Source organism: Marinomonas alcarazii, assembly GCF_003208215.1.
Classification (GTDB): Bacteria; Pseudomonadota; Gammaproteobacteria; order Pseudomonadales; family Marinomonadaceae; genus Marinomonas; species Marinomonas alcarazii.
The window spans coordinates 873,345-897,006 of the sequence record NZ_QKLW01000001.1; the positions used below are offsets into that span (position 1 = coordinate 873,345).

The 23,662-nt window shown below is 42.8% G+C and carries 26 protein-coding genes; 22 read left to right on the forward strand and 4 right to left on the reverse strand.

What is annotated here, in order from left to right; translation table 11 throughout:
- Positions 1–53 precede the first annotated feature (53 nt).
- From topA to DFP75_RS03850, 3 genes are read left to right on the forward strand one after another with little or no spacing between them, the layout of a single operon-like run.
- A complete protein-coding gene (topA, locus tag DFP75_RS03840) occupies positions 54–2,684 on the forward strand; it encodes a type I DNA topoisomerase (protein ID WP_110572384.1) in 2,631 nt (876 codons plus the stop codon).
- Positions 2,681–3,151, forward strand: a complete 471-nt coding sequence (locus DFP75_RS03845) for a DUF6586 family protein (protein WP_110572385.1) — start codon at positions 2,681–2,683, stop codon at positions 3,149–3,151. The genes topA and DFP75_RS03845 overlap by 4 nt, the downstream gene beginning before the upstream one ends.
- 2 nt (positions 3,152–3,153) lie before the next feature.
- Complete coding sequence (locus DFP75_RS03850) at positions 3,154–3,420, forward strand: hypothetical protein (RefSeq protein ID WP_110572387.1); 267 nt, start codon at positions 3,154–3,156, stop codon at positions 3,418–3,420.
- Between the two features lie 99 nt (positions 3,421–3,519).
- Here DFP75_RS03850 and lexA read toward each other — a convergent pair whose 3' ends face one another.
- Positions 3,520–4,143, reverse strand: coding sequence for a transcriptional repressor LexA (gene lexA, locus DFP75_RS03855; RefSeq protein ID WP_110572389.1), 624 nt, complete (start codon positions 4,141–4,143; stop codon positions 3,520–3,522).
- A gap of 69 nt (positions 4,144–4,212) precedes the next feature.
- On the opposite strand from lexA, the gene dinG reads away from it, so the two are divergent.
- The 9 genes from dinG to DFP75_RS03900 all read left to right on the forward strand — a co-directional run bounded on the left by dinG (position 4,213) and on the right by DFP75_RS03900 (position 13,735).
- On the forward strand, positions 4,213–6,336 hold the full coding sequence (gene dinG, locus DFP75_RS03860) for an ATP-dependent DNA helicase DinG (RefSeq protein WP_110572391.1): 2,124 nt from the start codon (positions 4,213–4,215) through the stop codon (positions 6,334–6,336).
- A gap of 108 nt (positions 6,337–6,444) precedes the next feature.
- A complete protein-coding gene (locus tag DFP75_RS03865; RefSeq protein ID WP_110572392.1) occupies positions 6,445–7,809 on the forward strand; it encodes a DEAD/DEAH box helicase in 1,365 nt (454 codons plus the stop codon).
- 25 nt (positions 7,810–7,834) lie between these two features.
- On the forward strand, positions 7,835–9,259 hold the full coding sequence (locus DFP75_RS03870; protein ID WP_245926954.1) for a protein adenylyltransferase SelO: 1,425 nt from the start codon (positions 7,835–7,837) through the stop codon (positions 9,257–9,259).
- A 36-nt stretch (positions 9,260–9,295) separates the two neighbouring features.
- Positions 9,296–10,324 (forward strand): NAD(P)H-dependent glycerol-3-phosphate dehydrogenase, encoded by a 1,029-nt coding sequence (locus DFP75_RS03875; RefSeq protein ID WP_181416993.1) that lies wholly within the window; start codon positions 9,296–9,298, stop codon positions 10,322–10,324.
- Positions 10,317–10,601: a DUF4389 domain-containing protein gene (locus DFP75_RS03880; RefSeq protein ID WP_110572396.1), complete on the forward strand. Its 285-nt coding sequence runs from the start codon at positions 10,317–10,319 to the stop codon at positions 10,599–10,601. Before DFP75_RS03875 ends, DFP75_RS03880 begins: the two co-directional genes overlap by 8 nt.
- Complete coding sequence (gene sixA, locus DFP75_RS03885; RefSeq protein WP_110572397.1) at positions 10,588–11,067, forward strand: phosphohistidine phosphatase SixA; 480 nt, start codon at positions 10,588–10,590, stop codon at positions 11,065–11,067. The genes DFP75_RS03880 and sixA overlap by 14 nt, the downstream gene beginning before the upstream one ends.
- 42 nt (positions 11,068–11,109) lie before the next feature.
- Positions 11,110–11,973, forward strand: coding sequence for an alpha/beta fold hydrolase (locus tag DFP75_RS03890; RefSeq protein WP_110572399.1), 864 nt, complete (start codon positions 11,110–11,112; stop codon positions 11,971–11,973).
- Between the two features lie 40 nt (positions 11,974–12,013).
- Positions 12,014–12,808, forward strand: a complete 795-nt coding sequence (locus tag DFP75_RS03895; RefSeq protein WP_110572401.1) for a DUF4892 domain-containing protein — start codon at positions 12,014–12,016, stop codon at positions 12,806–12,808.
- 9 nt (positions 12,809–12,817) lie between these two features.
- Positions 12,818–13,735: a patatin-like phospholipase family protein gene (locus DFP75_RS03900; RefSeq protein ID WP_110572403.1), complete on the forward strand. Its 918-nt coding sequence runs from the start codon at positions 12,818–12,820 to the stop codon at positions 13,733–13,735.
- Here DFP75_RS03900 and DFP75_RS03905 read toward each other — a convergent pair.
- Positions 13,732–14,334, reverse strand: coding sequence for a Maf family protein (locus DFP75_RS03905; RefSeq protein WP_110572405.1), 603 nt, complete (start codon positions 14,332–14,334; stop codon positions 13,732–13,734). The genes DFP75_RS03900 and DFP75_RS03905 overlap by 4 nt on opposite strands.
- Before the next feature lie 116 nt (positions 14,335–14,450).
- Between DFP75_RS03905 and DFP75_RS03910 the strand changes: the two genes are divergently transcribed.
- From DFP75_RS03910 to fabF, 7 genes are all read left to right on the forward strand, one after another.
- Complete coding sequence (locus DFP75_RS03910) at positions 14,451–14,993, forward strand: YceD family protein (RefSeq protein WP_245926956.1); 543 nt, start codon at positions 14,451–14,453, stop codon at positions 14,991–14,993.
- An 18-nt stretch (positions 14,994–15,011) separates the two neighbouring features.
- The gene (rpmF, locus tag DFP75_RS03915) at positions 15,012–15,191 is read left to right on the forward strand and encodes a 50S ribosomal protein L32 (protein ID WP_072839128.1); all 180 of its coding nucleotides are present in this window, start codon (positions 15,012–15,014) and stop codon (positions 15,189–15,191) included.
- Positions 15,192–15,202: 11 nt separating this feature from the next.
- Positions 15,203–16,150 (forward strand): fatty acid synthesis protein, encoded by a 948-nt coding sequence (locus DFP75_RS03920; RefSeq protein ID WP_110572407.1) that lies wholly within the window; start codon positions 15,203–15,205, stop codon positions 16,148–16,150.
- A complete protein-coding gene (fabD, locus tag DFP75_RS03925) occupies positions 16,147–17,070 on the forward strand; it encodes an ACP S-malonyltransferase (protein ID WP_110572409.1) in 924 nt (307 codons plus the stop codon). Before DFP75_RS03920 ends, fabD begins: the two co-directional genes overlap by 4 nt.
- A 45-nt stretch (positions 17,071–17,115) precedes the next feature.
- Positions 17,116–17,850 carry a 3-oxoacyl-ACP reductase FabG gene (fabG, locus tag DFP75_RS03930; protein ID WP_110572411.1) on the forward strand — a complete coding sequence of 245 codons (735 nt, stop codon included), beginning with the start codon at positions 17,116–17,118 and terminating at the stop codon, positions 17,848–17,850.
- Between the two features lie 135 nt (positions 17,851–17,985).
- The gene (gene acpP / locus DFP75_RS03935; RefSeq protein ID WP_012069834.1) at positions 17,986–18,219 is read left to right on the forward strand and encodes an acyl carrier protein; all 234 of its coding nucleotides are present in this window, start codon (positions 17,986–17,988) and stop codon (positions 18,217–18,219) included.
- A gap of 104 nt (positions 18,220–18,323) precedes the next feature.
- Entirely contained in the window at positions 18,324–19,565 is a 1,242-nt protein-coding gene (fabF, locus tag DFP75_RS03940) for a beta-ketoacyl-ACP synthase II (RefSeq protein ID WP_110572413.1), read from the forward strand.
- Positions 19,566–19,599: 34 nt separating this feature from the next.
- Here fabF and DFP75_RS03945 read toward each other — a convergent pair whose 3' ends face one another.
- Positions 19,600–20,007, reverse strand: coding sequence for a PA2817 family protein (locus tag DFP75_RS03945; RefSeq protein ID WP_110572415.1), 408 nt, complete (start codon positions 20,005–20,007; stop codon positions 19,600–19,602).
- 61 nt (positions 20,008–20,068) lie between these two features.
- Between DFP75_RS03945 and DFP75_RS03950 the strand changes: the two genes are divergently transcribed.
- From DFP75_RS03950 to queF, 3 genes are read left to right on the forward strand one after another with little or no spacing between them, the layout of a single operon-like run.
- Positions 20,069–20,983, forward strand: a complete 915-nt coding sequence (locus DFP75_RS03950) for an ABC transporter ATP-binding protein (RefSeq protein WP_110572417.1) — start codon at positions 20,069–20,071, stop codon at positions 20,981–20,983.
- Positions 20,984–20,987: 4 nt separating this feature from the next.
- Positions 20,988–21,761 carry an ABC transporter permease gene (locus DFP75_RS03955; protein WP_110572418.1) on the forward strand — a complete coding sequence of 258 codons (774 nt, stop codon included), beginning with the start codon at positions 20,988–20,990 and terminating at the stop codon, positions 21,759–21,761.
- 11 nt (positions 21,762–21,772) lie between these two features.
- Positions 21,773–22,588, forward strand: a complete 816-nt coding sequence (gene queF, locus DFP75_RS03960) for an NADPH-dependent 7-cyano-7-deazaguanine reductase QueF (RefSeq protein WP_110572420.1) — start codon at positions 21,773–21,775, stop codon at positions 22,586–22,588.
- 97 nt (positions 22,589–22,685) lie between these two features.
- Here queF and choX read toward each other — a convergent pair whose 3' ends face one another.
- Positions 22,686–23,630 carry a choline ABC transporter substrate-binding protein gene (choX, locus tag DFP75_RS03965; protein WP_110572422.1) on the reverse strand — a complete coding sequence of 315 codons (945 nt, stop codon included), beginning with the start codon at positions 23,628–23,630 and terminating at the stop codon, positions 22,686–22,688.
- Positions 23,631–23,662 lie beyond the last annotated feature (32 nt).

Genomic DNA, 23,662 nt, shown 5'->3' on the forward strand with positions numbered 1-23,662 from the left:
CTTCGTGCAACGTGGATTTGCAGACCTACTTTATAAAAGGCTTACACAGTTCAATGGGAAAATCACTGGTTATTGTGGAATCGCCCGCTAAGGCGAAAACCATCAACAAATACTTGGGTAATGACTTTGTCGTCAAATCGAGTGTCGGGCACATTCGAGACTTACCAACAGGTACAACGGCTACCTCTACACCTCAAGAGCGTGCAAAGCAGGCTGCTTTGACGCGAAAAATGAGCCCAGAAGAAAAGCTTGCTTATAAAAGTAAAAAATCGCGTGCGCAATTGATTTCCAGAATGGGCGTTGATCCAGAAAATAATTGGAAAGCTCACTACGAAATATTGCCAGGCAAAGAAAAAGTAGTCGATGAATTAAAACGCCTAGCTAAAAATGCTGACACCATCTATCTCGCAACCGATTTGGATAGAGAGGGTGAGGCTATTGCTTGGCACTTGCGAGAAGCAATTGGCGGTGATGACAGCCGGTACAAGCGAGTCGTCTTTAACGAGATTACGAAAAAAGCCATTAAAGCTGCTTTTGAAACGCCATCTGAACTTGATATGAATCGCGTGAATGCTCAGCAAGCTCGTCGTTTCCTAGACCGAGTTGTAGGTTTCATGGTGTCTCCGCTGCTTTGGTCAAAAGTAGCAAGAGGTTTGTCGGCAGGGCGTGTGCAGTCTGTCGCAGTGCGTTTGATTGTTGAACGTGAAAAAGAAATTCGTGCGTTTGTTCCTGATGAATTCTGGGAGTTGGATGCGATGCTTTCAACGCCTTCAAAGGATGTCATTAAGTTTGAAGCCACAAAGTATCAAAATAAAGAATACCGACCCGTTAATAAAGCGCAATCCGATGAGCATGTTGCTCGTCTTGATAATGCAAAATACTTAGTAAGCAGTCGAGAAGATAAGCCAACGAGCAGTAAGCCGTCAGCCCCTTTTATTACCTCAACTCTTCAGCAGGCGGCCAGTACGCGTCTGGGTTATGGTGTTAAAAAGACTATGATGCTCGCTCAGCGCTTGTATGAAGGTGGTTACATCACCTATATGCGTACAGACTCGACTAATTTAAGTGTCGATGCTGTAGAAGCGCTTAGAGGCTATATCGCTTCTAATTTTGGCGATGCGTATTTGCCTGCAGAACCTATTCGTTATAGCAGTAAAGAAGGCGCACAAGAGGCTCACGAAGCCATTCGTCCTTCCGATGTAAATGTGCGCGTTGATGATTTGCTTGGCATGGAAAAAGACGCGCATCGTTTATATGATTTGATTCGTAGTCAGTTTATGGCATGTCAAATGACGCCAGCTGAATACACCTCTACCACAATTACAGTAACCACTGGTGACTATGAGTTTAAAGCCAAAGGCCGTATTTTGCGCTTTGATGGTTACACTCGTGCCATGCAGACCGTTGCAAAGAAAGGCGAAGATAACACTTTGCCAGATGTGGGTGAGGGTGAATATTTAACTCTTCAAGAGTTGTTGCCAGAGCAGCACTTTACTAAACCGGTGGCGCGCTTTAGCGAAGCAAGTTTGGTTAAAGAGCTTGAAAAGCGTGGTATTGGTAGACCTTCTACTTACGCCTCTATCATTTCAACGATTCAAGATCGTGGTTATGTGCGCGTTGAGAATCGTCGCTTTTATGCAGAGAAAATGGGTGACATAGTCACAGAGCGCCTAGTTGATAGCTTCAATTCGTTGATGAATTTCAGTTTTACTGCGCAAATGGAAGAGCAACTAGATGATATCGCTGAAGGTCATAAAGATTGGATAAAGACGCTTAATGCGTTTTATAACGACTTTAGTTCTGTGCTTGCTAAAGCTGAATCGCCTGACGGCGGTATGATGCTAAATGAGCCAACCCCGACAGACATCGAATGCCCAACTTGTTCCCGTCCGATGCAAATTCGTACAGCAAGTACCGGTGTTTTTATGTCTTGTTCCGGCTATGCGTTGCCTCCAAAAGAACGTTGTAAAGCAACGATCAACCTTATCCGTGGTGATGAAGCCGTTGCCATTGATGACGAGGAAGGTGAATCTAAAGCGCTGATCAATAAGCATCGCTGTAAGATTTGTGGGTCAGCGATGGATAGCTACCTAATGGACGAAAGCCGTAAGCTTCATGTTTGTGGTAATAACCCTGCGTGTTCAGGTTATGAAGTCGAAACTGGAACCTTTAAAATTAAAGGTTATGATGGTCCTACGCTTGAATGTGACAAGTGTGGTTCCGAAATGCAGCTAAAAACAGGCCGTTTTGGCAAATATTTTGGCTGTACAAATGAAGAGTGTAAAAACACTCGTAAACTATTAAAAAATGGTGAAGCTGCACCGCCGAAGATGGATCCTGTGCCGATGCCTGATTTGGCATGTCAGAAAGTAGAAGATCATTATGTGCTTCGTGATGGCGCAACGGGCTTGTTCCTTGCGGCTAGTCAGTTCCCTCGTAAACGAGAAACTAGAGCACCTTTGGTAAAAGAGCTACTTCCTTATATGGACCAAATTGATCCTAAATACCATTTCTTTGCTAAGGCGCCTGTAGAGGATTCCGAAGGTCGTCCTGCTATTATTCGTTATAGCCGTAAGACTAAAGAGCAATATGTTATGACGGAGAACGAAGAGGGCAAGCCTACAGGTTGGAAAGCATTTTTTGTTGGCTCTAAATGGGTTGTTGAGGAAGGTAAGAAGAAATGAGTGTTGCCAGTCTAGCGAGCCTTACGAATCAAAAATTAGATACTGCAAGACGCTTTATTCAACAAAGTCAGCAAAGCGAAGAGAGCTGGTTGAGTGTTGGGCTTGAAAGCTCCGCTCTTTTCCAGATAAGAAGCGCATTAAATGGTTTATTGAAAGAAGTGTCTTTAGCGTATTCATTATCTGGTTCGCTGGATGTGGCAAAATTATTGACAGAGTCTGAGTCTAAGCAAATTGTTGTGCCGGTTTTATCTGAACTGGCTGATTTGCTAACGCGAAAAGATTCTTGGTTTTTTCAGCTAGATCAAGCTTATTTAGCTCAGTTTGAATGTAAAGGCTTAGCTTCGTCGGCAGTCCAAGGAGATAACTTGATCGGTCGAGGAAGTGATGCGGGTGCATCAGTGAGTTACTATTTAGCTAAGTTGGTTGAATTAGTGTTACGTTTTAGAGAAGAGTCATCAGAGTATTGAATATGAAAGAATCCTACCTAGAAATTGTTGAGCTTGATAACGGCGATATTGTGCTGCGTCCAGCCGCTGAAGATGGTGAGGAAACCGTTCCGTTAGCAACATTGAAAATATCCGATGATACTCGCTCTTACTTAAAAGATCGGTATTTTGAATTGGCAAAACATATGTTTCATGCCGGAATTGATTTTGTTTATTCTGATGAAGCAGGCTTTGATGAAGGCGCAGATTATCTTGATGATGAAGAGTTTCGCCCCAAGATCCTTCACTAAGCTTGTATGAGTGTTGTGATATCTCACACCAAATAAAAAAGCGAAGATTAGTCTTCGCTTTTTTATTAAATGGCAAGACAGTAAAGCAGAATTGCTACCTTATAGGCCTTGTCGTATCACACCGACAGATAAGCCTTCAATAGCAAAATCTTCACTTTCAAGATCAACAATAATGTCGTTAAATTCGTCGTTCTCTGGTATGAGTCTAACAATACTGCCTTTTTGTTCAAAGCGTTTTACTGTTACTTCATCGCCAATACGAGCCACAACAATTTGGCCATTACGTACAGAGTTGGTTTTATGAACGGCGAGTAAATCGCCTTCCATAATGCCGATATCTTTCATACTGGTTCCTGAGACGGAAAGGAAGTAGTCCGCCTGAGGAGAAAACATTGCCGCAGGTATATTCACATGGGACGCGATATTCTCTTGTGCCAAAATAGGGTAACCTGCAGCGACTTTGCCTATAACGGGTAGGCCAAGGTCGTCGACAGAGTCATTGCTTGGCTCATTGTCAATTAAGCGTATTCCGCGTGATGCGCCAGATAGCATCTCGATCGCGCCTTTTTTACATAAGGCTTTTAGATGCTCTTCGGCTGCATTGGGGGATTTAAACCCAAGTCGGCGCGCTATTTCTGCTCTCGTAGGTGGAAACCCCGTTTCGGTAATAAACTCGCGAATGGTTTCTAGTACGTCAGATTGTCTTTTGGTTAATTTAATCATAGGGTATCTGGTTGTTTATACAGTTACTGTTATTATATACAGCATTCCTAACTATACTCAATGATATAAATGCTTTCAGATGAACTAAAAACACAAATTCAACTCGCATACCGAGCTTCTTTGGATGCGAAGTCCCATAAACCAAGGGCCGGGCAGCGCCAGATGATTGGTGCAATCGCTCGCACCTTAGGCAATATAAAACGTGACTCTGAAGGCCAACGCCTTGATGAGAAGCATGTTGCCGTTATCGAGGCGGGAACAGGGACAGGTAAAACCTTATCTTATTGCCTTGCCGCCATCCCTATTGCCAAAGCACGTGGTCTGAAATTGATTATTTCTACCGCCACAGTGGCCTTACAAGAACAGATCTTACATAAAGAGCTGCCCAATCTATTGGAGCATACCGATCTTTCGTTCAAGTACACGCTTGCTAAGGGCCGAGGCCGTTACCTTTGCCTGAACAATCTTGAAAGCTTTCTGAGTTCGGAAGAACATGCCATGGAAGATATGTTTGCTGGCTTATTCGAGCAGCACCTTCACTCTGATGACATAAACACCGTTCTTTACCAAGAAATGGATGCGGCGTTATCTAAAGGTGACTGGGATGGAGATAAAGATAACTGGGCTGGCGTGGTGCGAGATCAAGACTGGCGGCGACTTACAACAGACCATCAGCAGTGCACAAATCGTAACTGTGCGAATTATTCCGCTTGTCCATTTTTTAAAGCTCGCGCTGAAATTGAAGTGGCGGATGTTATTGTTGCTAACCATGACTTAGTACTTGCTGATTTATCACTAGGTGGCGGAGCAATTCTTACACCGCCAAAAGAAACGATTTATGTTTTTGATGAAGGTCATCACCTTCCGGACAAAGCCATAGGGCATTTTCGCCATGAAGTTCGGTTGCAGCAAAGTATTACCTGGTTACGCCAGCTAGAGAAAAACTTAGTGAACCTTAAACAAGAGCTAACGGATGACGTGAGTTTGACCGGGCAACTCTTGCTTAAAATTCCTCAGCAAATACAAAGTATTGTTAATTTTATTCAATATGCACAACAAGGTTTAGCGCCTTATATTCAAGGGTTGGGGCTGGATCAAGAAAATAACCAACATAGGTTTGAGTTTGGTCAGGTACCAGATGAATTGCGCCAGTTAGCATACAGTTTACAAACCTCGTACCAAAAGTTGTTCAACAACATAGAAAGCATCCAAGATGAATGCAAAAAGACCAAGCAAAACGAAGGGATGGGCGTGACGCCTGAAACCGCGGAAACCTGGCAGCCTATTTTGGGAGTAGTTCTTGGGAGGCTGGAGCAATGTGTTGGTTTATGGCAATTGTATTCAACCGTCGATGACCAGAACTTCCCGCCCAATGCTCGATGGTTGGTTTTGTCCGGTCAAGGTATGGAACAAGATATTGAGCTGGGGGCTTCTCCGATTTTGGCGGCCAATACATTAAGGCAGCAGCTTTGGGATAAATGTTTTGGTGCCGTCGTTACATCAGCAACATTAACGGCATTGAATCAATTTCATCGATTTAATATGCGCTCTGGTGTGCCTCGTGACAGTGAATATTTACGTGTTTTAAGTCCTTTTGATTTCCAAGAAAATGGACGTTTAGTGGTACCCGATATGGAGCATGAGCCTAATCGTGTTGAGCAACATACGGATGAAATAGTGCGCTATCTTGAAGCGCATGTTGATACCAAAAAAGCCAGTTTGGCGCTTTTTTCTTCCCGTCGACAAATGGAAGAGGTATCGAAATCACTTTCTTCCAGCTTGCAGGAAATATTACTCATGCAAGGAGAGCAGTCGAAACGCGTTATTCTGGATTCTCATAAAGCAAGAGTGGATGAAGGAAAGGGGAGCTTATTGCTAGGCTTAGCAAGTTTTGCAGAAGGTGTGGATCTGCCAGGAGATTATTTAACCTGTGTTTATATCGCCAAAATCCCATTTGCAGTGCCTGATGACCCCGTTGAAGCAACGCTGGCGGAGTGGATAGAAAAGCGTGGTGGCAATCCATTTATGGAAATCACCATCCCAGATGCATCTTTGCGCTTAGTCCAAGCTACGGGGCGGCTATTAAGAAGCGAAACGGATAAAGGTGAAATTCACATATTGGATAAGCGTTTACGCACTAAGCGTTATGGTAGTCAGCTTATTAATAGTTTACCGCCATATCGTTATCAATAATGTAAATCAACAAACCGTAAGCAAGGGGTGATAAAACCGTATCATTTAGGTACACTCCTTGCACTGATAATTAACCTCAAAACATAATAGAAGCGTATAGATTCCAATATGGAAAACCAAAATCAAGAAGTGTCATCAGAAACCTCTACAAAACCTAAGCGTACTCGTCGTCCTAACAAACGACCTAAAAGTAACAATGCTGAATCTAGCAGTGCAAATAACCAAGCTAATACAAAAGCAAAAGAAGTAAAAAATACTGCTGGAAATGCCAAAGGTCATATTTGGTCGATCGAAGATTTCCCTGTTGCTGAAGTAGAAGGTAAATTGCGTTTCCATGATTTAAACCTTCCTGACAGAGTTCTTAAATCTATCTCTGAAATGGGTTTTGAGTATTGCAGTGAAATTCAGGCTGAAACCTTACCTATGACGCTGTTGGGTTATGACATTATTGGTCAGGCTCAAACCGGTACAGGTAAGACTGCGGCTTTTCTAATCGCCATGATTAGTGATTTCCTTGATTACCCACTAGAAGAAAAGCGCGCCAATAACTTTGCCCGCGGATTGATTATTGCACCGACTCGTGAATTGGCTATTCAGATTGCTGATGAAGCCATTAAGCTAACGTCTAACTGCCATTTAAATGTTGTTACTTTGGTGGGTGGATTAAGCTACGAGAAGCAAAAGATCGCAGTGGAAACAGAGAATGTTGACATTTTGGTTGCCACGCCTGGTCGCTTATTGGATTTTGCTCGCAGCCGAAAAGTTCAATTAGGCAAAGTAGAGTGTTTGGTTCTTGATGAAGCTGACCGCATGTTGTCTATGGGATTCATTCCTGATGTGAAAAGCATTATTCGCATGACGCCACACAAAGAAACCAGACAAACTATGCTGTTCAGTGCGACTTTCCCTAAGGATATCCAGGCTTTGGCTCAGCAATGGACTTATTTCCCTAAAGAAGTGTCGGTTGTGCCAAAAGAAGCGACAAATAAGAATATAGATCAGGTGATTTATACTGTTGAAGCAGAGCAAAAATGGCCTGTTTTACAACAGCTGATCGACAAGAACGGCGGTCAACGAACCATCATTTTTGCTAATCGTCGAGATGAAACTCGTGATCTTTTTGAGCGCCTACGTAAAGCCAATATTAACTGCGCTATTTTGTCTGGGGAAGTTGCCCAAGATAAGCGTGTTAAAACTTTGAAGAATTTCAAAGACGGTGTGATTCAAGTGCTTGTAGCAACAGATGTCGCTGGACGTGGTATCCATGTTGATAATGTCGAGTTAGTAGTTAACTACTCATTGCCAGAAGACCCTGAAGACTACGTACATCGAATTGGCCGTACTGGACGTGGTGGTGAGACAGGGAAATCTGTTAGCTTCGCCAGTGAAGACGATGCGTTTATGATTCCAGAAATCGAAAGGGTTGTTGGTGAAAGTATCCGCTGCGAGTATATGGTCGATACATCGCTATAAACATCGCTTAACTTTTAAGTGAGATATGATGAATTTAGAGCATCACTTTGCAAGTTTGGGTGAGGCGTTTTCTTCGAAAACTCTCATCCAGCCACTTCATGAGCAGCGATTGGTAGAATTTAATCAATCGCTCGCTACCTTTCTGTCTATTGATATTAAATCCAATGAAACCAAGCGTATCTTAAGCGGTGAAGAAGCTCTGCCTTCGAGCCTAAGCATGGTTTATGCTGGGCATCAATTTGGCGGTTTTTCGCCTCAGCTTGGGGATGGGCGAGGTGTTTTGCTAGGTGAGGTGCGTGGTCAAGACGGGCGATTATATGACCTGCATATGAAAGGCGCTGGTCTGACACCCTATTCTCGACGTGGTGATGGGCGCGCCGTTTTACGCTCCTGCATACGTGAATATTTGGCGAGTGAGGCGATGACAGCTTTGTCTGTGCCTTCGTCCAGAGCTTTGGCTTTGTATGACAGTCGAGAAGCGGTGTATCGAGAAACTCCAGAAGCAGGCGCCATGTTGCTAAGAACAGCGCAAGGCCATATCCGCTTTGGTCATTTTGAGTACTTTTTTTATCAAGGTAAGCAGGATGAACTTGATCAGCTTATAGAATATTGTCTGAAGCATTACTACCCAGATAGTTTAAAGGCACAATCCCCATTAGAAGACATGTTAACCGAAGTGGTTAAGCGCACAGCAAGAATGGTTGCTAAATGGCAGGCAGTCGGGTTTCAGCACGGTGTGATGAATACGGATAACTTTTCATTTACTGGCGAGACGATTGATTATGGTCCGTATGGTTTCATGGAGGATTATGAGCCTAATTGGGTTTGCAATCACTCAGACTATGAAGGGCGTTATGCATTTTCTCGTCAGCCAGGCGTGGGCTTATGGAACTTAAATTGTTTGATGCGCTGTTTTTCAAAGCATCTTGAGAGAGACCAGCTTATTGCTATTCTTAAATGTTATGAGCCAGAACTTCAAGCTCATTACGATGTCTTGATGATGAAGAAGATGGGGTTAAACTCCGTTGACGCTCTGCATGAGTTATTACCTCCATTGCTGGTTATTTTAGCGGCTGAAAAAATGGATTATACGGTCTTCTTTCGTATTTTGAGTCATCTTGAAAAAGACGACTTTACGCCTTTGCTGGATGAGGTGGTTGACCGTGAACGATTGAACCAATGGCTTGATCGTTACTTGTCAATAAGGCTATCAGAGCAAAGCAATTGGGAGCAGACTGGTAATCTGATGCTGCAAACAAACCCCAAATTTATTTTAAGAAACTACTTGGCTCATGAGGCCATTTTAGCAGCGGAGCGTGGAGATTATTTGCCATTTCGACGTTTGTTAAATGTGCTAAATACGCCATTTGATGAACACCCTGAGTCAAGCGCATTGGCTCAAAGAGCTCCGGAATGGGGTAAGTCTTTAGAAGTTAGTTGTTCGTCCTAAAAGTATTTGACGATTTCAAAAAGAGAAATAATCATAATGAAGCATTCAGTTTGTGTGTTAGGTGGTGGCAGTTTTGGTACAGCATTGGCGAATATTATGGCCAATAATGGTCATCAGGTTAGTCAATGGATGCGCAATGAAGAGCAAGTAGAAGAGATTAATTTAACGGGGTTAAATAGCCGTTATTTGCCAAATGCGCCTTTGCACAGAGAGCTATTGGCGACAAGTAATCTTGAGCAAGCAATTCGAGAAAGTGATACTGTTTTCGTATCTATTCCATCTAAGTCATTTGAGCAAGTTGTGCATCGAATTGAGCCATTATTGACGGCAGATAAAATACTGATCAGCACGACTAAGGGATTTAATCCAAATCGTTTTGAACTTATGAGTGATGTTTTGCGTCGAAACTCTATCACGCAAAAAATTGGTGTTTTGAGTGGGCCCAACCTAGCTAAAGAAATTGCTGCAGGACAAATGACAGGGTCTGTTATTGCCAGTGCTGATGATTTAGTTCGCCAACGTGTTATCGAGTTACTTAAATCTCCAACTTTTCGAGTTTATGAAAATCGCGATAGCAAAGGTGTGGAGTTGGCTGGGGCATTAAAGAACATTTATGCCATAGTGTGCGGACTTGCTAAAGCATTGAATGTTGGCGAAAACACGATGTCGATGATAATGACTCGTAGTCTAGCTGAAATGAGCCGTTTTGCTGTGCACTTTGGTGCGAACCCTATGACTTTTCTTGGTTTAGCTGGAATGGGGGATTTGATTGCCACTTGCACTTCACCACTAAGCCGAAATTATCGAGTTGGTTTTGCTATTGGTTCCGGTGAAAATCTAGACGATGCCGTTGGTGGTATTGGCGAAGTTGCGGAAGGTGTGAATACATTAAAAATGGTGGTTGAAGAGGCTCATAAACATGGGCTTTATATGCCACTTGCGGAAGGTCTTTCTAAATTATTGTTTGATAATGCCAAGCTTGAATCATTGATTGGATCAATGATGACGGGTGAGCAAAAATGGGATGTCGAATTTGCGACAAATGAGGAGAGTGACAATGTCTAAGCCAGGCTATGCAGATCAAGGTTTTTGGTTTCGTATTATTTTTATGTTGTTGTACTGGGTTGTCTTAAATGTTGCTGTGACAGTATTTGGGGTGCTTTTGGTTATCGTGAGTTTAATTAAACTTGGTTCTAAGCATGAGCCAGTGATGTTATCTTCATGGTTAAATCGTTTGGCTTCATTTATTCAGCAAATTTTTTCGTTTATGGCTTATAAGACGGAAGAAAAACCGTATCCGTTTCAGCCTTGGCCGCATGTAGAGGCGGATGATGAAGCTTAAGCGCTTATATGTCTTACGCCATGGCAATGCTCAGCCTTATGGATACGATCTAGACGAGCGCAGGGAACTCACTGAACTTGGTGTGGCGGAAGTAAAAATGGCGGCGCTTGCCTTTCAATCAAGGGCAGAAGCTTTTGATGTCGCTTTTGTTAGTCCTTATGTTCGTGCTCAGCAAACAGCTAAAGTGTTTTTATCAAGCTTGGATGTATCCGTTGAGCAAAAAACTTGCCCTTTAATTACCCCAGATGGCCGTAATATGGATGTGGCGCTTTGGTTAAATGATCAGCCATATGAATCCATTTTGCTCGTTACGCACCAGCCATTTGCTCACCAATTTGTTGATTATCTAGTTGATGAGCCACTGCCGGTTAATTTTGCGATGACGACAGCGACTTTGGCGTCAGTTGAAGGCGAGCTATTCGCAAATGCTTGCTGTCAATTTCGTTGGAGCGAGTCTCCTTCGTAATTATCTTGTCGAATTTTTGTTATTGGTAAAGATAGAAACTCTATGGGAAATGAAATTGTTTATAAGCTGCCGCATACTGAAATATCTGGTATGCAATGGCTGCCAAAAAAGACATCAGACCTAAAAGTATTATCACTTCATGGGTGGCTGGATAATGCAGCCAGCTTTGCTAACTTATCACCTCACTTATCTGATTTTTCTCATGTTGCCTTGGATTTTGCTGGGCATGGTTTGTCTTTGCATCGACCTGCCGGCAGTTTTTATCATCTGTGGGATTACGCATTGGATGTTGTGTCTATACTTAATCAATCAAAACAGAGTGTTTGGTTAATAGGTCACAGTATGGGTGGAGCCGTTGCGATGTTGGTGGCAGCTATAGCACCAGACAAAATTCGTGGCTTAATTATTTTAGACAATATGGGGCCGCTCACTGATAGCCCTGAAAATCGTGTTGTCACTCTACAACGTGCGGTTAATAAAATGTCTAAGCATCGCCATGGTAGAGAAACAAGCTACCCAACGCAAGAAGCAATGATAACGGCGAGAATGGAGGGCTTTACCTCGATTTCCAACAGTGCTTCTAGGTTGCTGGTTGAACGCGGCGCTAAGCAAAACTCCGATGGTGTTTGGGCATGGCGTCACGATAGAAAATTAACGTTTCCATCGCCTTTTCGAATGGATGAGGCGAGTGTAGAAACCTTTATTCAGGAAATTAAATGCCCAACCTTGGCATTGGTTGCTAAAGATGGTGTTTATCAAAATGACCAACAGTTAGTTGAAAAACGAGCGGCTCAATTTCCATGGATTAAGTTGAAATGGCTGGAGGGGAACCATCACTTTCACCTAGAGCCAGATACCTGTTTTGCTGTGGCAACCGAAATTCAGCGGTTTATTGACCAAAACTAGTGTGTTAATACGCCCTGTACTAGGGTGATGGGAAGGTAATATGGTTAGGTTTCGTGGAATTTTTTGTTCTTTACTGTTAGGCAGTAGTGCTTCTTTCGCGGCTTTGTTGGATGTCGAGCCTTATCGTGATGCTCAATTGGTTAAAAGCTATTCTAAATCTGAAGAGTTAGTTGAAATTCCTCTGAGTAAAATACGCAGAGCCGGGAGTGGCTGGGAGCCAGAGTCGGTCATTCGTTTACAGGGCGAGTATTTTTCTTCCCTATATAAAGTAAACCGAAATGCGCTTTTACCTGACGTATATGAACATTACCGAAGTCAGATGTTATCTAGCGGTCGCAATGTTTTATTTGAATGTGAAAGCCGTAGTTGCGGAAGCAGTAATGCGTGGGCAAATAATTTCTTTCAGGATTATTTGTTGTATGGATCGGACAGCAGTCAATATTTATTGGTCGTGCAAGATCAGCAAGATATCTATCAGGTTTTGTATATAAATCGTCGTGGCGCTGGTGATGTAATGATCCGCCTAGATGAGGTGAAATCCACTGAGGGACAAGACACGTCAATAAATATTGTTGCTCAAATGGATGTTAATGACATTCCTCGTATTCGTCGTTTTATTAGTAGCTTGCCTGCTGGACAGAATGTCGTAGGCTTTGTTACGAGTGAAAAAAGCAATCTTTTTACTTCAATCGAAGCGGGAGATAGATTAATTTCACAGGTGTCTGCAGGCATAGGCGAGCGTCTACAATCACGGGTGCGTTTTATTAATTTGGCAGACCTTGGTCGAGAGGCGCTAGGTGTAAACCGAATTTCTTTTGTTTATGTTCGTCGTTAGGTGGTAGTAGTGAGCTCAAAAAAAGGGACAGTTGCGCTTGTTTTAGGGAGTGGTGCCGCTCGAGGTCACGCGCATATTGGTGTAATTCAGGCTTTCGAAGAGCGTGGATATGAGATTATTAGCATTTCTGGTTGTTCAATAGGTGCGATAGTCGGTGGTGTGTATGCAGCTGGTAAATTATCCGAATATCGTGAGTGGGCAGAGTCTCTAGATCGGATGAATGTTCTGCGCTTGTTAGATATGTCACTTCTAAAAGGCGGCTATGTAAAAGGCGATCGATTTTTTGAGAAAATTCAGGAAATCATTGCAACGCCAACTATTGAATCGCTACCCATAGATTACACCTCTGTTGCTGTTGATTTACTCAATCAAAAGGAATTTTGGTTCCAAAGAGGGGACTTAATCAGCGCTATGCGGGCATCTTCGGCGATACCATCGCTTGTTTCTCCTGTGGAGTTTAATGGCAGGATGTATGTTGATGGCGGCGTATTAAACCCTTTGCCTATTATTCCTGCTGTACCAGCTGGTGCAGATTATATCGTCGCCGTGGATCTTAATGGCCCCGCGGAAGCGTTGTTGGATAAAGAATCTCAGACAGCCGCGACAGGGCCTGCCTGGTGGCATAGCACAAAAGACTTTTTTGCGAAGGGGAAAGAGTCTGATAAGGCTAAATACTCCCCAGAAAGCTGGGGACGTTTGCAGACGATCAATATGATGTTTGAAACAATGCAAGAGTCGTTAACTCAGTACAAGTTGGCAGGCTATCCGCCAGACTTGTTGATTTCAATTCCAAAAGACATCTCTGGCTTTTATGAGTTTTGGCGGGCCAAAGAATTGATTGAATTCGGTTATGACGTCACTTTAAACGCTATTGATGGTCTTGAATCACCAGTGTCCAGCTATCATTCATTTCCTAAAGGCTATTAAGAAAGCGGGTTGACACCTGAGTTCCTAAGAAACTTAGACAGCATAATAAGGGGGAGGCCGATGAGACTAGTCGGATCATCCCCTTCCATTTTATCAAACAAACACACTCCTAATCCCTCGCACTTAAAACTACCTGCACAGTCTAGAGGCTGCTCGATGGCAACATAGTTGCTGATTTCCTGATGAGTCAACTGCCGGAAGTAAACATGGAACTCATTTAGCTCGTATTGGTATGTCTGGCTTTCTTGGTCGAAAAGACAGAGCCCAGTTAAAAAGCTCACTTTTTGTCCGCTGAATGAGGCTAGCTGCTTTATTGCGTTTGCTTGCGTATGGGGTTTGCCTAAAATAGTAGAATTCAGTACAGCGACTTGGTCAGATGCAATAATCAAAGCATCATTAGTTAGGCCTTTTGTCATACGCTCTTGGTGTACGGCTTTTGCTTTTGCGATTGTAAGGCGTTGAACAAGGTTTTGTGCGGATTCTTCGCTAAGTGGGCTTTCATCTATGTTTGGAGAGTGGCTATCAAAAGGCAGATTTAGCCTCTCTAAAAGTGCCTTACGATAAGGTGAAGAAGAACCTAAAATAATTTTTTTTTGCATTGTTTCTTGGCCGTTTTGTTCTGGTTTGTCGACATTTTACTTTTTTTCTCTTTGAAAAGCTTAATTTTCTAAAAAAAGCCGCTTTAACGGCACTTAGACTTTGACAAAGAGGGTGCTTGGCAATATTATTCCCCGCCATGTTGAATGACTCATTACCTAAATATTTTGACCCACGAAAGTACGCTCATAACGAGATGTCCTTTGAAGGGAACGTGCCCCTCAATCAATTTGAGGAGCTTTGTGCTATATTAGCCTCTGATGAGGGTAATGCATTTATTCATCTAGACTTTAGAGTTGATGAGGATAGGCGTTATATTGCTACCGGATCATTAAAGGCTCAAGTGCAAGTTGTTTGTCAACGTTGCATGGGAGCTGTTTCACATGATCTGGCGTTAGATTTGTCGCTTGGTTTTGTCTATGACGAAGATCATGCTAAGAATCTACCGAACAGTTACGATCCTGTTGTCATGACCGATGGTGAAGTAATTTTAGCAGATATGGTAGAGCAAGAAATTATACTTGCCTTACCAATTGTCGCTTATCACGAAGAAAGTGGTTGCAACCCAACAGCTGTAAAGTATGCCTCGTCTACCGATGACGCACCGGATGACGAAAAACCGAATCCATTTAGTATATTGGCCCAATTAAAGGCCAAGTAAAGTTAGGAGCTCCAAAAAATGGCAGTACAAAAAAGTAAAGTTACTCGTTCACGTCGCGGTCAGCGTCGTTCACACGATGCCTTGACTGGTCCAACTCTTTCTGTAGAAAAGACAACTGGTGAACTTCACCGTCGTCACCACATTTCTGCAGATGGTTTCTACCGTGGCCGTCAAGTTATCACCCCTAAAGGTGAGTAACTAAGATACCCATGATCAGGGTAGCTTTAGATGCTATGGGCGGGGACTTAGGTCCCCGCATTGCATTAGATGGTGCGGTCGATATTCTTTCTCGTCATCATGATGTTTTTATCACTGCGTATTATTCTCCTTATCCTGGTCTGGAACTTCCTGCACCTCATGAACGCTTATCTTTGATTTCTTGCTCTGATGTTATTGATGGAGACGAAGAAATAGTCTTATCCTTATTCAAACGACGCGATAGTTCACTCTATCAATCTTTGAATGCACTTAGTCAGAAAACATCAGATGTGGTTGTAACGCTTGGGAACACAGGCGCAATGGTTGCTTTAGCCAGGCATATATTAGGCGTCCTAAGGCCAAAGCTTTATCCGGCTTTAATTCGAGAACTTCACTCAAACCCTTTGCGTTGTTTGGTTGATTTGGGGGCAAACGTACATTGTCCTCCTTCTATGTTGGTTGGCTTCGCTGAGTTAGGCGCTGCTTACATAGAAGCGTTAAGTGATGAGCTGCCTAAGGTTGGGCTGCTGAACGTCGGTGTTGAAAGCTCTAAGGGCAGTGCTGTTATTCGTGAGACGGATAGATTGTTATCTGCCAATAAGTGGCTGACGTATTTAGGGTATGCTGAAGGCACTGAGTTGTTTGAAGGCGATAAAAACGTCATTGTTTGTGATGGCATGGTTGGTAATGCTGTACTAAAAGCATCTGAAGGGCTTTTGTCTTTTATGATGAGTAAGTTCAAAAAGATTAATGGCGCTTCGTCGCTGTTTGAGACTTTTTACCAAACTGAGCGCAGACACGGTGCTTGTTTAATTGGTGTGCGTGGCAATTTGGTAAAAGGTCATGGTCGTTCTGATTTGCCGGCTATGATTGGTGCGATTGAGTATGGAATTGATATTGCGCGAGCTGACTTATGTTCTGCTATTGAAGCGCGTCTTTGTAATGAGGAAGTGAAATGAGTACTAAATTAGCTTTTGTTTTTCCAGGTCAGGGCTCTCAACAGTTGGGAATGCTGGCAGATCTAGCGGAGAAGCACGAAATAATAGCGCAAACGTTCGCTGAGGCGTCTGATGTACTTGGCTACGATTTATGGGATCTTGTACAAAATGATGCTGAAAAACTAAGCCAAACAGACAAAACTCAACCTGCACTTCTTACTGCAAGTGTGGCTTTGTGGCGTCTTTGGGAGCAACAGGGCGGTGCCAAACCTGCTTATGTGGCTGGCCATAGTTTAGGTGAGTATTCGGCTCTTGTGTGTGCTGGTGTTATTAAGTTTGCCGATGCGGTTGAACTGGTTAAGTTGCGTGGTGAATACATGCAGCAAGCCGTACCAGCTGGTGAGGGCGCAATGGCGGCTATTATTGGTCTTGATGATGATAAAGTGGTTGCTGCTTGTGAAGCGGCTCCTGGCATCGTGAGCGCTGTGAATTTTAACTCTCCAGGTCAGGTGGTTATTGCAGGTCACGTTGCCGCTGTTGAAGCAGCAATGGTCAATGCAAAAGAAGCCGGTGCTAAGCGCGCGTTACCTTTGCCTGTTAGTGTGCCGTCTCATTGCGAATTAATGATTCCTGCTGGCGAAAAATTGGCTGAAAAACTAGAGTCAATTGTGTTTAGTGAGCCGGACTGTGTTTTGGTTCAAAATGTGACAGCACAAGCGGTTTCTGATCCTGTAGTAATCAAGGCGAATTTGGTTTCTCAGTTGAGCGAACCCGTTTTATGGACACAATCTGTTATGCTTCTTGCTGAGCTAGGTGTTACATCAACTATTGAATGTGGCCCAGGTAAAGTATTGAGTGGACTTAATAAGCGAATAGTAAAAGGCTTGGATGCATCGTCTTTAGGTGATGTTGCTGGATTTGAAGCGGCGCTGTCTGTTTAAATATCGCTTTATATTGATTTGTATATTAAAAAGTTGGAGACAAGCATGAGTCTTGAAGGAAAAATTGCTCTAGTCACGGGGGCTACTCGTGGCATTGGTAAAGCGATCGCTACCGCATTGGTCGAGCAGGGCGCTACAGTTATTGGTACAGCTACCAGTGAGTCTGGTGCACAAAGTATCAGCGAATATCTAGGCGCTAACGGTAAAGGCTGGGTGTTGGATGTATCCTCAAGCGAATCTGTTGATAATGTGATTAAAGAAATCACTGCAGAATATGGTGCGCCAACAGTATTGGTTAATAATGCCGGTATCACTCGTGATAACCTGATGATGCGCATGAAGGAAGATGAGTGGGATCAAGTGATCAACACTAACCTAACTTCTGTTTTTCGTGTTACAAAAGCTTGCTTACGCGGCATGACTAAAGCAAAATTTGGTCGTGTTATTAGCATTAGCTCTGTTGTTGGCTCTATGGGTAATGGTGGCCAAACAAATTACTCAGCGGCAAAAGCCGGTTTAGAAGGTTTCAGTCGCTCTTTGGCTGCTGAAATTGCTTCTCGTGGCATTACGGTTAACTGTGTCGCGCCAGGCTTCATTGAAACAGATATGACTAAGGTGTTACCTGAAGAGCATAAGGCCAAATTGGTCGAGAAAGTGCCTTCATCACGTCTTGGTCAACCAGAAGAAATTGCAGCAGCTGTTGCTTTTTTGGCGTCAAATGGCGCTGCATACATCACCGGTGAAACATTGCATGTCAATGGCGGTATGTATATGTCGTAATTTGAGTTGAATTTTATGTTTAATTCAACGAAAATACGTCTCCGGTTCATGTCGAGAATCATACCTTTTTTTAGGTGATCGAATTTTTATAATATGCTCACACTGAGCTGTTAATGAGTAGAGTAGGAACTTCTAATGAGTAGCATTGAAGAACGCGTTAAGAAAATCGTTTGTGAACAACTAGGCGTTAAAGAAGAAGATGTTGTTGCTTCAGCATCTTTTGTTGATGACCTAGGTGCAGATTCCCTAGATACAGTTGAGCTAGTAATGGCTCTTGAAGAGGAATTTGATACTGAAATTCCTGATGAAGAAGCAGAAAAAATCACTACCGTACAAGCAGCGAACGACTACATCAACGCTAACTTGTAAGATATTGGTGAACTGAGTTTTCCGAAAAGCCGCTTGTATTCGTTACAGCGGCTTTTCTTATTAATAGCTCTTAATGAATGAGAGCGATTTGTTGGAGAAATCTTATGTCTCGTCGTCGGGTAGTAGTCACAGGAATGGGAATGGTGACACCCCTTGGCAATAATGTGAAAGATACGTGGGATAATATCCTGGAAGGCAAGAGTGGTGTATCGGATATCACTTCTTTTGATGCCAGCCAGTTTTCCACTCGTTTTGCGGCTCAAGTAAATGGTTTTGACGCTACTCAGTATATGAGCGTGAAAGAAGCCCGCAAGATGGATCTATTCATTCAATATGGTATCGCTGCTGCTGTACAAGCTTTAGATGATGCCAATCTTAACGCTGACACAGCCGATTTAAGCCGTGTTGGGTGCGCTATAGGTTCAGGTATTGGTGGATTGCCAATGATCGAGAAAAACCTAGAGCTATTGAATGAGTCTGGCCCAAAACGTATTTCTCCTTTTTTTGTGCCAGGCGCGATTATCAATATGATTTCTGGTCATGTAGCGATTCGTTTTGGTTTTAAAGGACCAAATATATCCATCGTTACAGCATGTACGACTGGTACTCATAATATTGGTATGGCAGGCCGGATGATCGCTTATGGCGATGCCGATGTAATGATTGCTGGCGGTGCCGAAATGGCAATTACGCCTTTAGGTATCGGTGGTTTTGGTGCTGCAAGAGCGTTATCAACACGTAACGATGACCCTAAAACAGCAAGTCGCCCATGGGACAAAAACAGAGATGGTTTTGTTATGGGGGATGGCGCGGGTATTTTGATCCTAGAAGAATACGAACACGCCGTTGCACGTGGCGCAACTATTTATGCAGAGCTAGCAGGCTTTGGCATGAGCGATGATGCCTATCACATGACAGCTCCACCAGAAAATGGTGAAGGTGCGTTTTTGGCAATGAGTGCTGCGTTAAAAGACGCTCATTTAACCCCTTTGGATGTTGACTATATAAATGCTCATGGCACATCAACACCCGCTGGTGATTTGGCAGAAACACAAGCTGTAAAAACACTAATGGGTGATGACGCTTCGGATGTTGCTATTAGCTCGACTAAGTCGATGATTGGTCATCTACTGGGGGCCTCTGGTGCGGTAGAGTCGATATTCTCAATTTTGGCGATTCGTGATCAGGTTGCTCCTCCTACGATTAACCTTGAAGAGCCTAGTGAAGGATGTGACCTGAATTATGTTTCAGGTACACCGCAAAAACGCAAAATTGACGTTGTACTTAACAACTCATTTGGTTTTGGTGGCACGAATGGAACACTAGTCTTTAAGAAAATTTCTTAAAGACTAGTTAGACTTTTTCAGTTAAACATCATCATTAATGAACTTGGTTCGATATGCCACGTAAGGTATTGATTTCTTTTGCAATATCGTAGTCTTGGTTTTGACTGTCGAGTTCGTATAAGTGGTCTTCTAGCTGTTGATATAATGTGATTTCCTCGTCACCAAGAAAGTGCAAGCATTCTCCACCTACAAACCACAGTAGCTCGCGCTTTATCAAAGGGACGAGGTTTGCGTAGCAACGAATGAAACGCGATAATATCTCTTGAGCATCAAACGTATAATCATGGGTGTTTTCCTGAATTTTTTTTGTCAGGTCATCCCACTTTTCTAAGAAGTCTAATTCTTCTTCTGCCAATTCTTGCTGATTAAAGGGGTCATGTTCTGCGATTCGTTCGCGCAAATCTGCAAATGCGTCAAGTATGTATTGTGTGCGTGATTCCACGTAAAACCCTATTCAAGTAAGTAACTAAATTAGTCGGCAATGCCGTATGAGAATTTCAATTATGACATATGCAATCGAAATTAGTGACCTTAAAAAACGTTATGAAGGTGGATTTGAAGCCTTAAAAGGAATTGATTTAAAAGTTGAAAAGGGAGATTTCTTTGCGTTGTTAGGTCCTAATGGTGCTGGAAAATCTACCACCATTGGTGTGTTATGCTCCCTAGTTAACAAAACTTCTGGCAGCGTATCCATTTTTGGCAATGATATTGATAAGGATTTTGCAAAAGCAAAACAGTTTCTTGGTGTCGTCCCGCAAGAGTTTAACTTCAATGTTTTCGAGACAGTTTTTAATGTTGTCGTCACCCAAGCTGGGTTCTATGGCATTACACGTGCTGTCGCTGAAAAACGCGCTGAAAAATATCTCAAACAGTTGGATCTGTGGGATAAAAAAGATTCACAATCTCGCATGCTTTCTGGCGGCATGAAACGCCGTTTGATGATCGCAAGAGCGCTCATCCATGAGCCAGAAGTACTTATTTTAGATGAGCCAACTGCCGGTGTTGATATAGAATTACGTCGCTCTATGTGGGAGTTCATTAAAAAACTCAATGAGCAGGGTACGACAATCATTCTAACCACTCATTATTTAGAAGAAGCAGAGCAGTTGTGTCGAAATATTGCCATCATCAGTGCTGGTGAAATTGTTGAAAACACAAGTGTAAAAGCGCTATTGAAAACACTTAACCAAGAAACCTTTATTTTAGATCTGGATAGCAACTTGCCAGACAATTGGTCTCTGCCTGGCTTTAACGTTGCGGTAAGTAAAGACGCAACAACACTGGAAGTAGAAGTGGTCAAAGGGCAATCGATTAATGCGATATTTAAAGCGCTCGATGATATCTCTATTAACGTTGTTAGTATGCGCAATAAATCTAACCGACTCGAAGAGCTCTTCGTGAAATTAATTAAAGGCTAATAAGATGAAAAACTCAGAAATTTGGGTCGCATTTTACACCATTATTGTAAGAGAAATACGTCGTTTTACTCGTATATGGCCGCAAACATTACTACCACCCGCAATAACTATGTCATTGTATTTTGCTATTTTTGGCAATTTGATTGGGGGCCGTATTGGTGAGATGGGCGGGTTCAGTTATATGCAATACATTGTTCCTGGCTTGATCATGATGGCAGTAATCACTAACTCGTATTCGAACGTTTCGTCATCTTTCTTTTCTGCCAAGTTCCAGCATAGCGTGCAAGAGCTATTGGTGTCACCTACGCCAAACTGGGTGATCTTATTAGGTTATACTTTGGGAGGTGTTGCGCGCGGTTTATGTGTTGGCCTTATTGTCACTTTGCTGTCTTTATTCTTTACCCATTTGGCTTTGGAGAATCTGTTTTTAACCATTTTGGTTGTGTGCCTGACCGCGGTGATGTTTTCTCTTGGTGGCTTTGTAAATGCGATATACGCAAGAAGTTTCGATGATGTGTCAATCGTGCCAACTTTTATACTCACGCCATTAACGTATTTGGGCGGCGTGTTTTACTCCATCGATTTATTGCCGGACTTTTGGCAGTCTGTTTCGATGTTGAATCCTGTGCTTTATATGGTTAACGCATTTCGATATGGCATCTTAGGAGTTTCCGATATTAACGTATATTGGGCCTTGGTTATTGTGAGTGTGTTTATTGTTGTGTTGTTTAGTTTCGGTCTGCGTTTGCTCAATCAGGGCAAAGGTATTAGAAGTTGAGGTAGTGTTATATGGGCTTTTTACCCTTAGGTCAGCAAACAGAATATGTTTCTGAATACGATGCAGGGTTGCTTTACCCCATTGCAAGAGTGGATAAATGGACTGAAATGGGCATTGAATCTGAACGCCTTCCATTCTATGGGGAGGATGTTTGGAATGCTTACGAGCTTTCATGGCTAAACTTGAAGGGCAAGCCTATTGTTGCTTTGGCTGAGTTTCGTTTGCCGTGTGATTCCCCAAATATTATAGAATCTAAATCATTTAAGCTGTATTTAAACTCGTTAAACCAAATGCGTTATGAGTCGGCAGAAGAAGTGCAGGGCATTCTTGAGCGTGATCTTTCTCAAGCTGCTCAAGCCGAAGTCACTGTGATTATTCGTGATGTGGATTCTATGTCATCTTTGGTGGTGTTGACGCCGGATTATTGCATAGACGATTTAGACATTGATGTGTCGGAATATCATCCTAATGCTGACTTGCTGGCAATAGATGAATCTATGGGCATTGTTGAAGAACGGTTAGTGAGTCATCTTTTGAAATCAAATTGTCCGGTTACCAATCAGCCAGATTGGGGTTCGGTATTTATTGATTACAAAGGGCCAAAAATTAACCATGAGAGTTTGCTTAGGTATGTGATCTCATTCCGTGAGCATACGGATTTTCATGAGCAATGCGTCGAACGAATTTTTATTGATATAATGCGTCACTGTCGACCTGAAAGCTTAACGGTATATGCGCGTTATGTTAGACGCGGAGGGTTAGATATTAATCCTTATCGCTCTTCTACGCCTGTTGTTTTAGGAAATGATCGTCTGACACGTCAATAACTGTGTGACATGAAGATTTATAAAGCCGCATAATTTAATAATTATGCGGCTTTTTTGGTTCTGACATTAGCTTATAGAAAGTAACTTGTGTGACACATTACATAGATGTCAGCTGTTTTTTAACCGTGTCTAATGCTGGTTTACCATCAAATGTAGTGACGCCTTCTAGCCATTTATCGAGCACCTCCGGGTGTGCCTTTATCCAGTCTGCCGCTGCTTTTTCTGGTTTTTCGTCTGAGGCGATGATTTCGTTCTCCATGGTCAAACCAAATTCAAGATTGCTAAGCAATTTACCAACATTTGGGCATTCATTGCTATAGCCTTTGCGGGTTAAGGTTCTGATGGTGGCGCCGCCATAATTTGGGCCAAAATATTTGTCACCACCACTTAAGTATTTAAGATCAAAATTGACGTTCATTGGATGCGGTTCCCAAGCAAGAAAGACGATAAAGTTATCGCGCTTGATGGTTCTCGCTACCTGCGAAAGCATGGCTTGTTCGCCAGACTCAACCACTTTCCAATCACCAAGACCAAAGTCATTTGTATCAATCATGTTTTGAAGCTTTTGGTTTGCTGGCGCCCCTGCGTCAATACCATATACTCGATGACGAAACTCTTTTCCAAACGCTGATAGGTCAGAAAAGTCTTTAACTCCTGCTTCATAGACGTATTCAGGCACAGCTAAAGTGAATTTAACGCCTTGTAAGTTAGTTCGAACAACATCAACATCGTTTTTGTATTTATCAATAAAGGCGGATTGAGCAGGCATCCAGTTCCCCATAAATGCGTCAATCTCACCATTTTTGATACTTTCAAAACCTACTGGAACACTTAATAAATATACCTGAGTTTCATAGCCCATTGCCTTTAGTAGGGTTGTTGCTACACCATTAGTAGCGCCAATATCCGTCCAACCTGGATCGCTAAGCGTCACTTTTTGGCATTGCTCCGGCTCGGCAGATAAGGCGAAACCACTACCAGTTAGTAGACTGGCCATGGTAATGGCTCTGAGTCCTGTACTACTGAAAGAAAGTACTTTCATTTTTTTGCTCCTATTGTGATGAACATTATTAG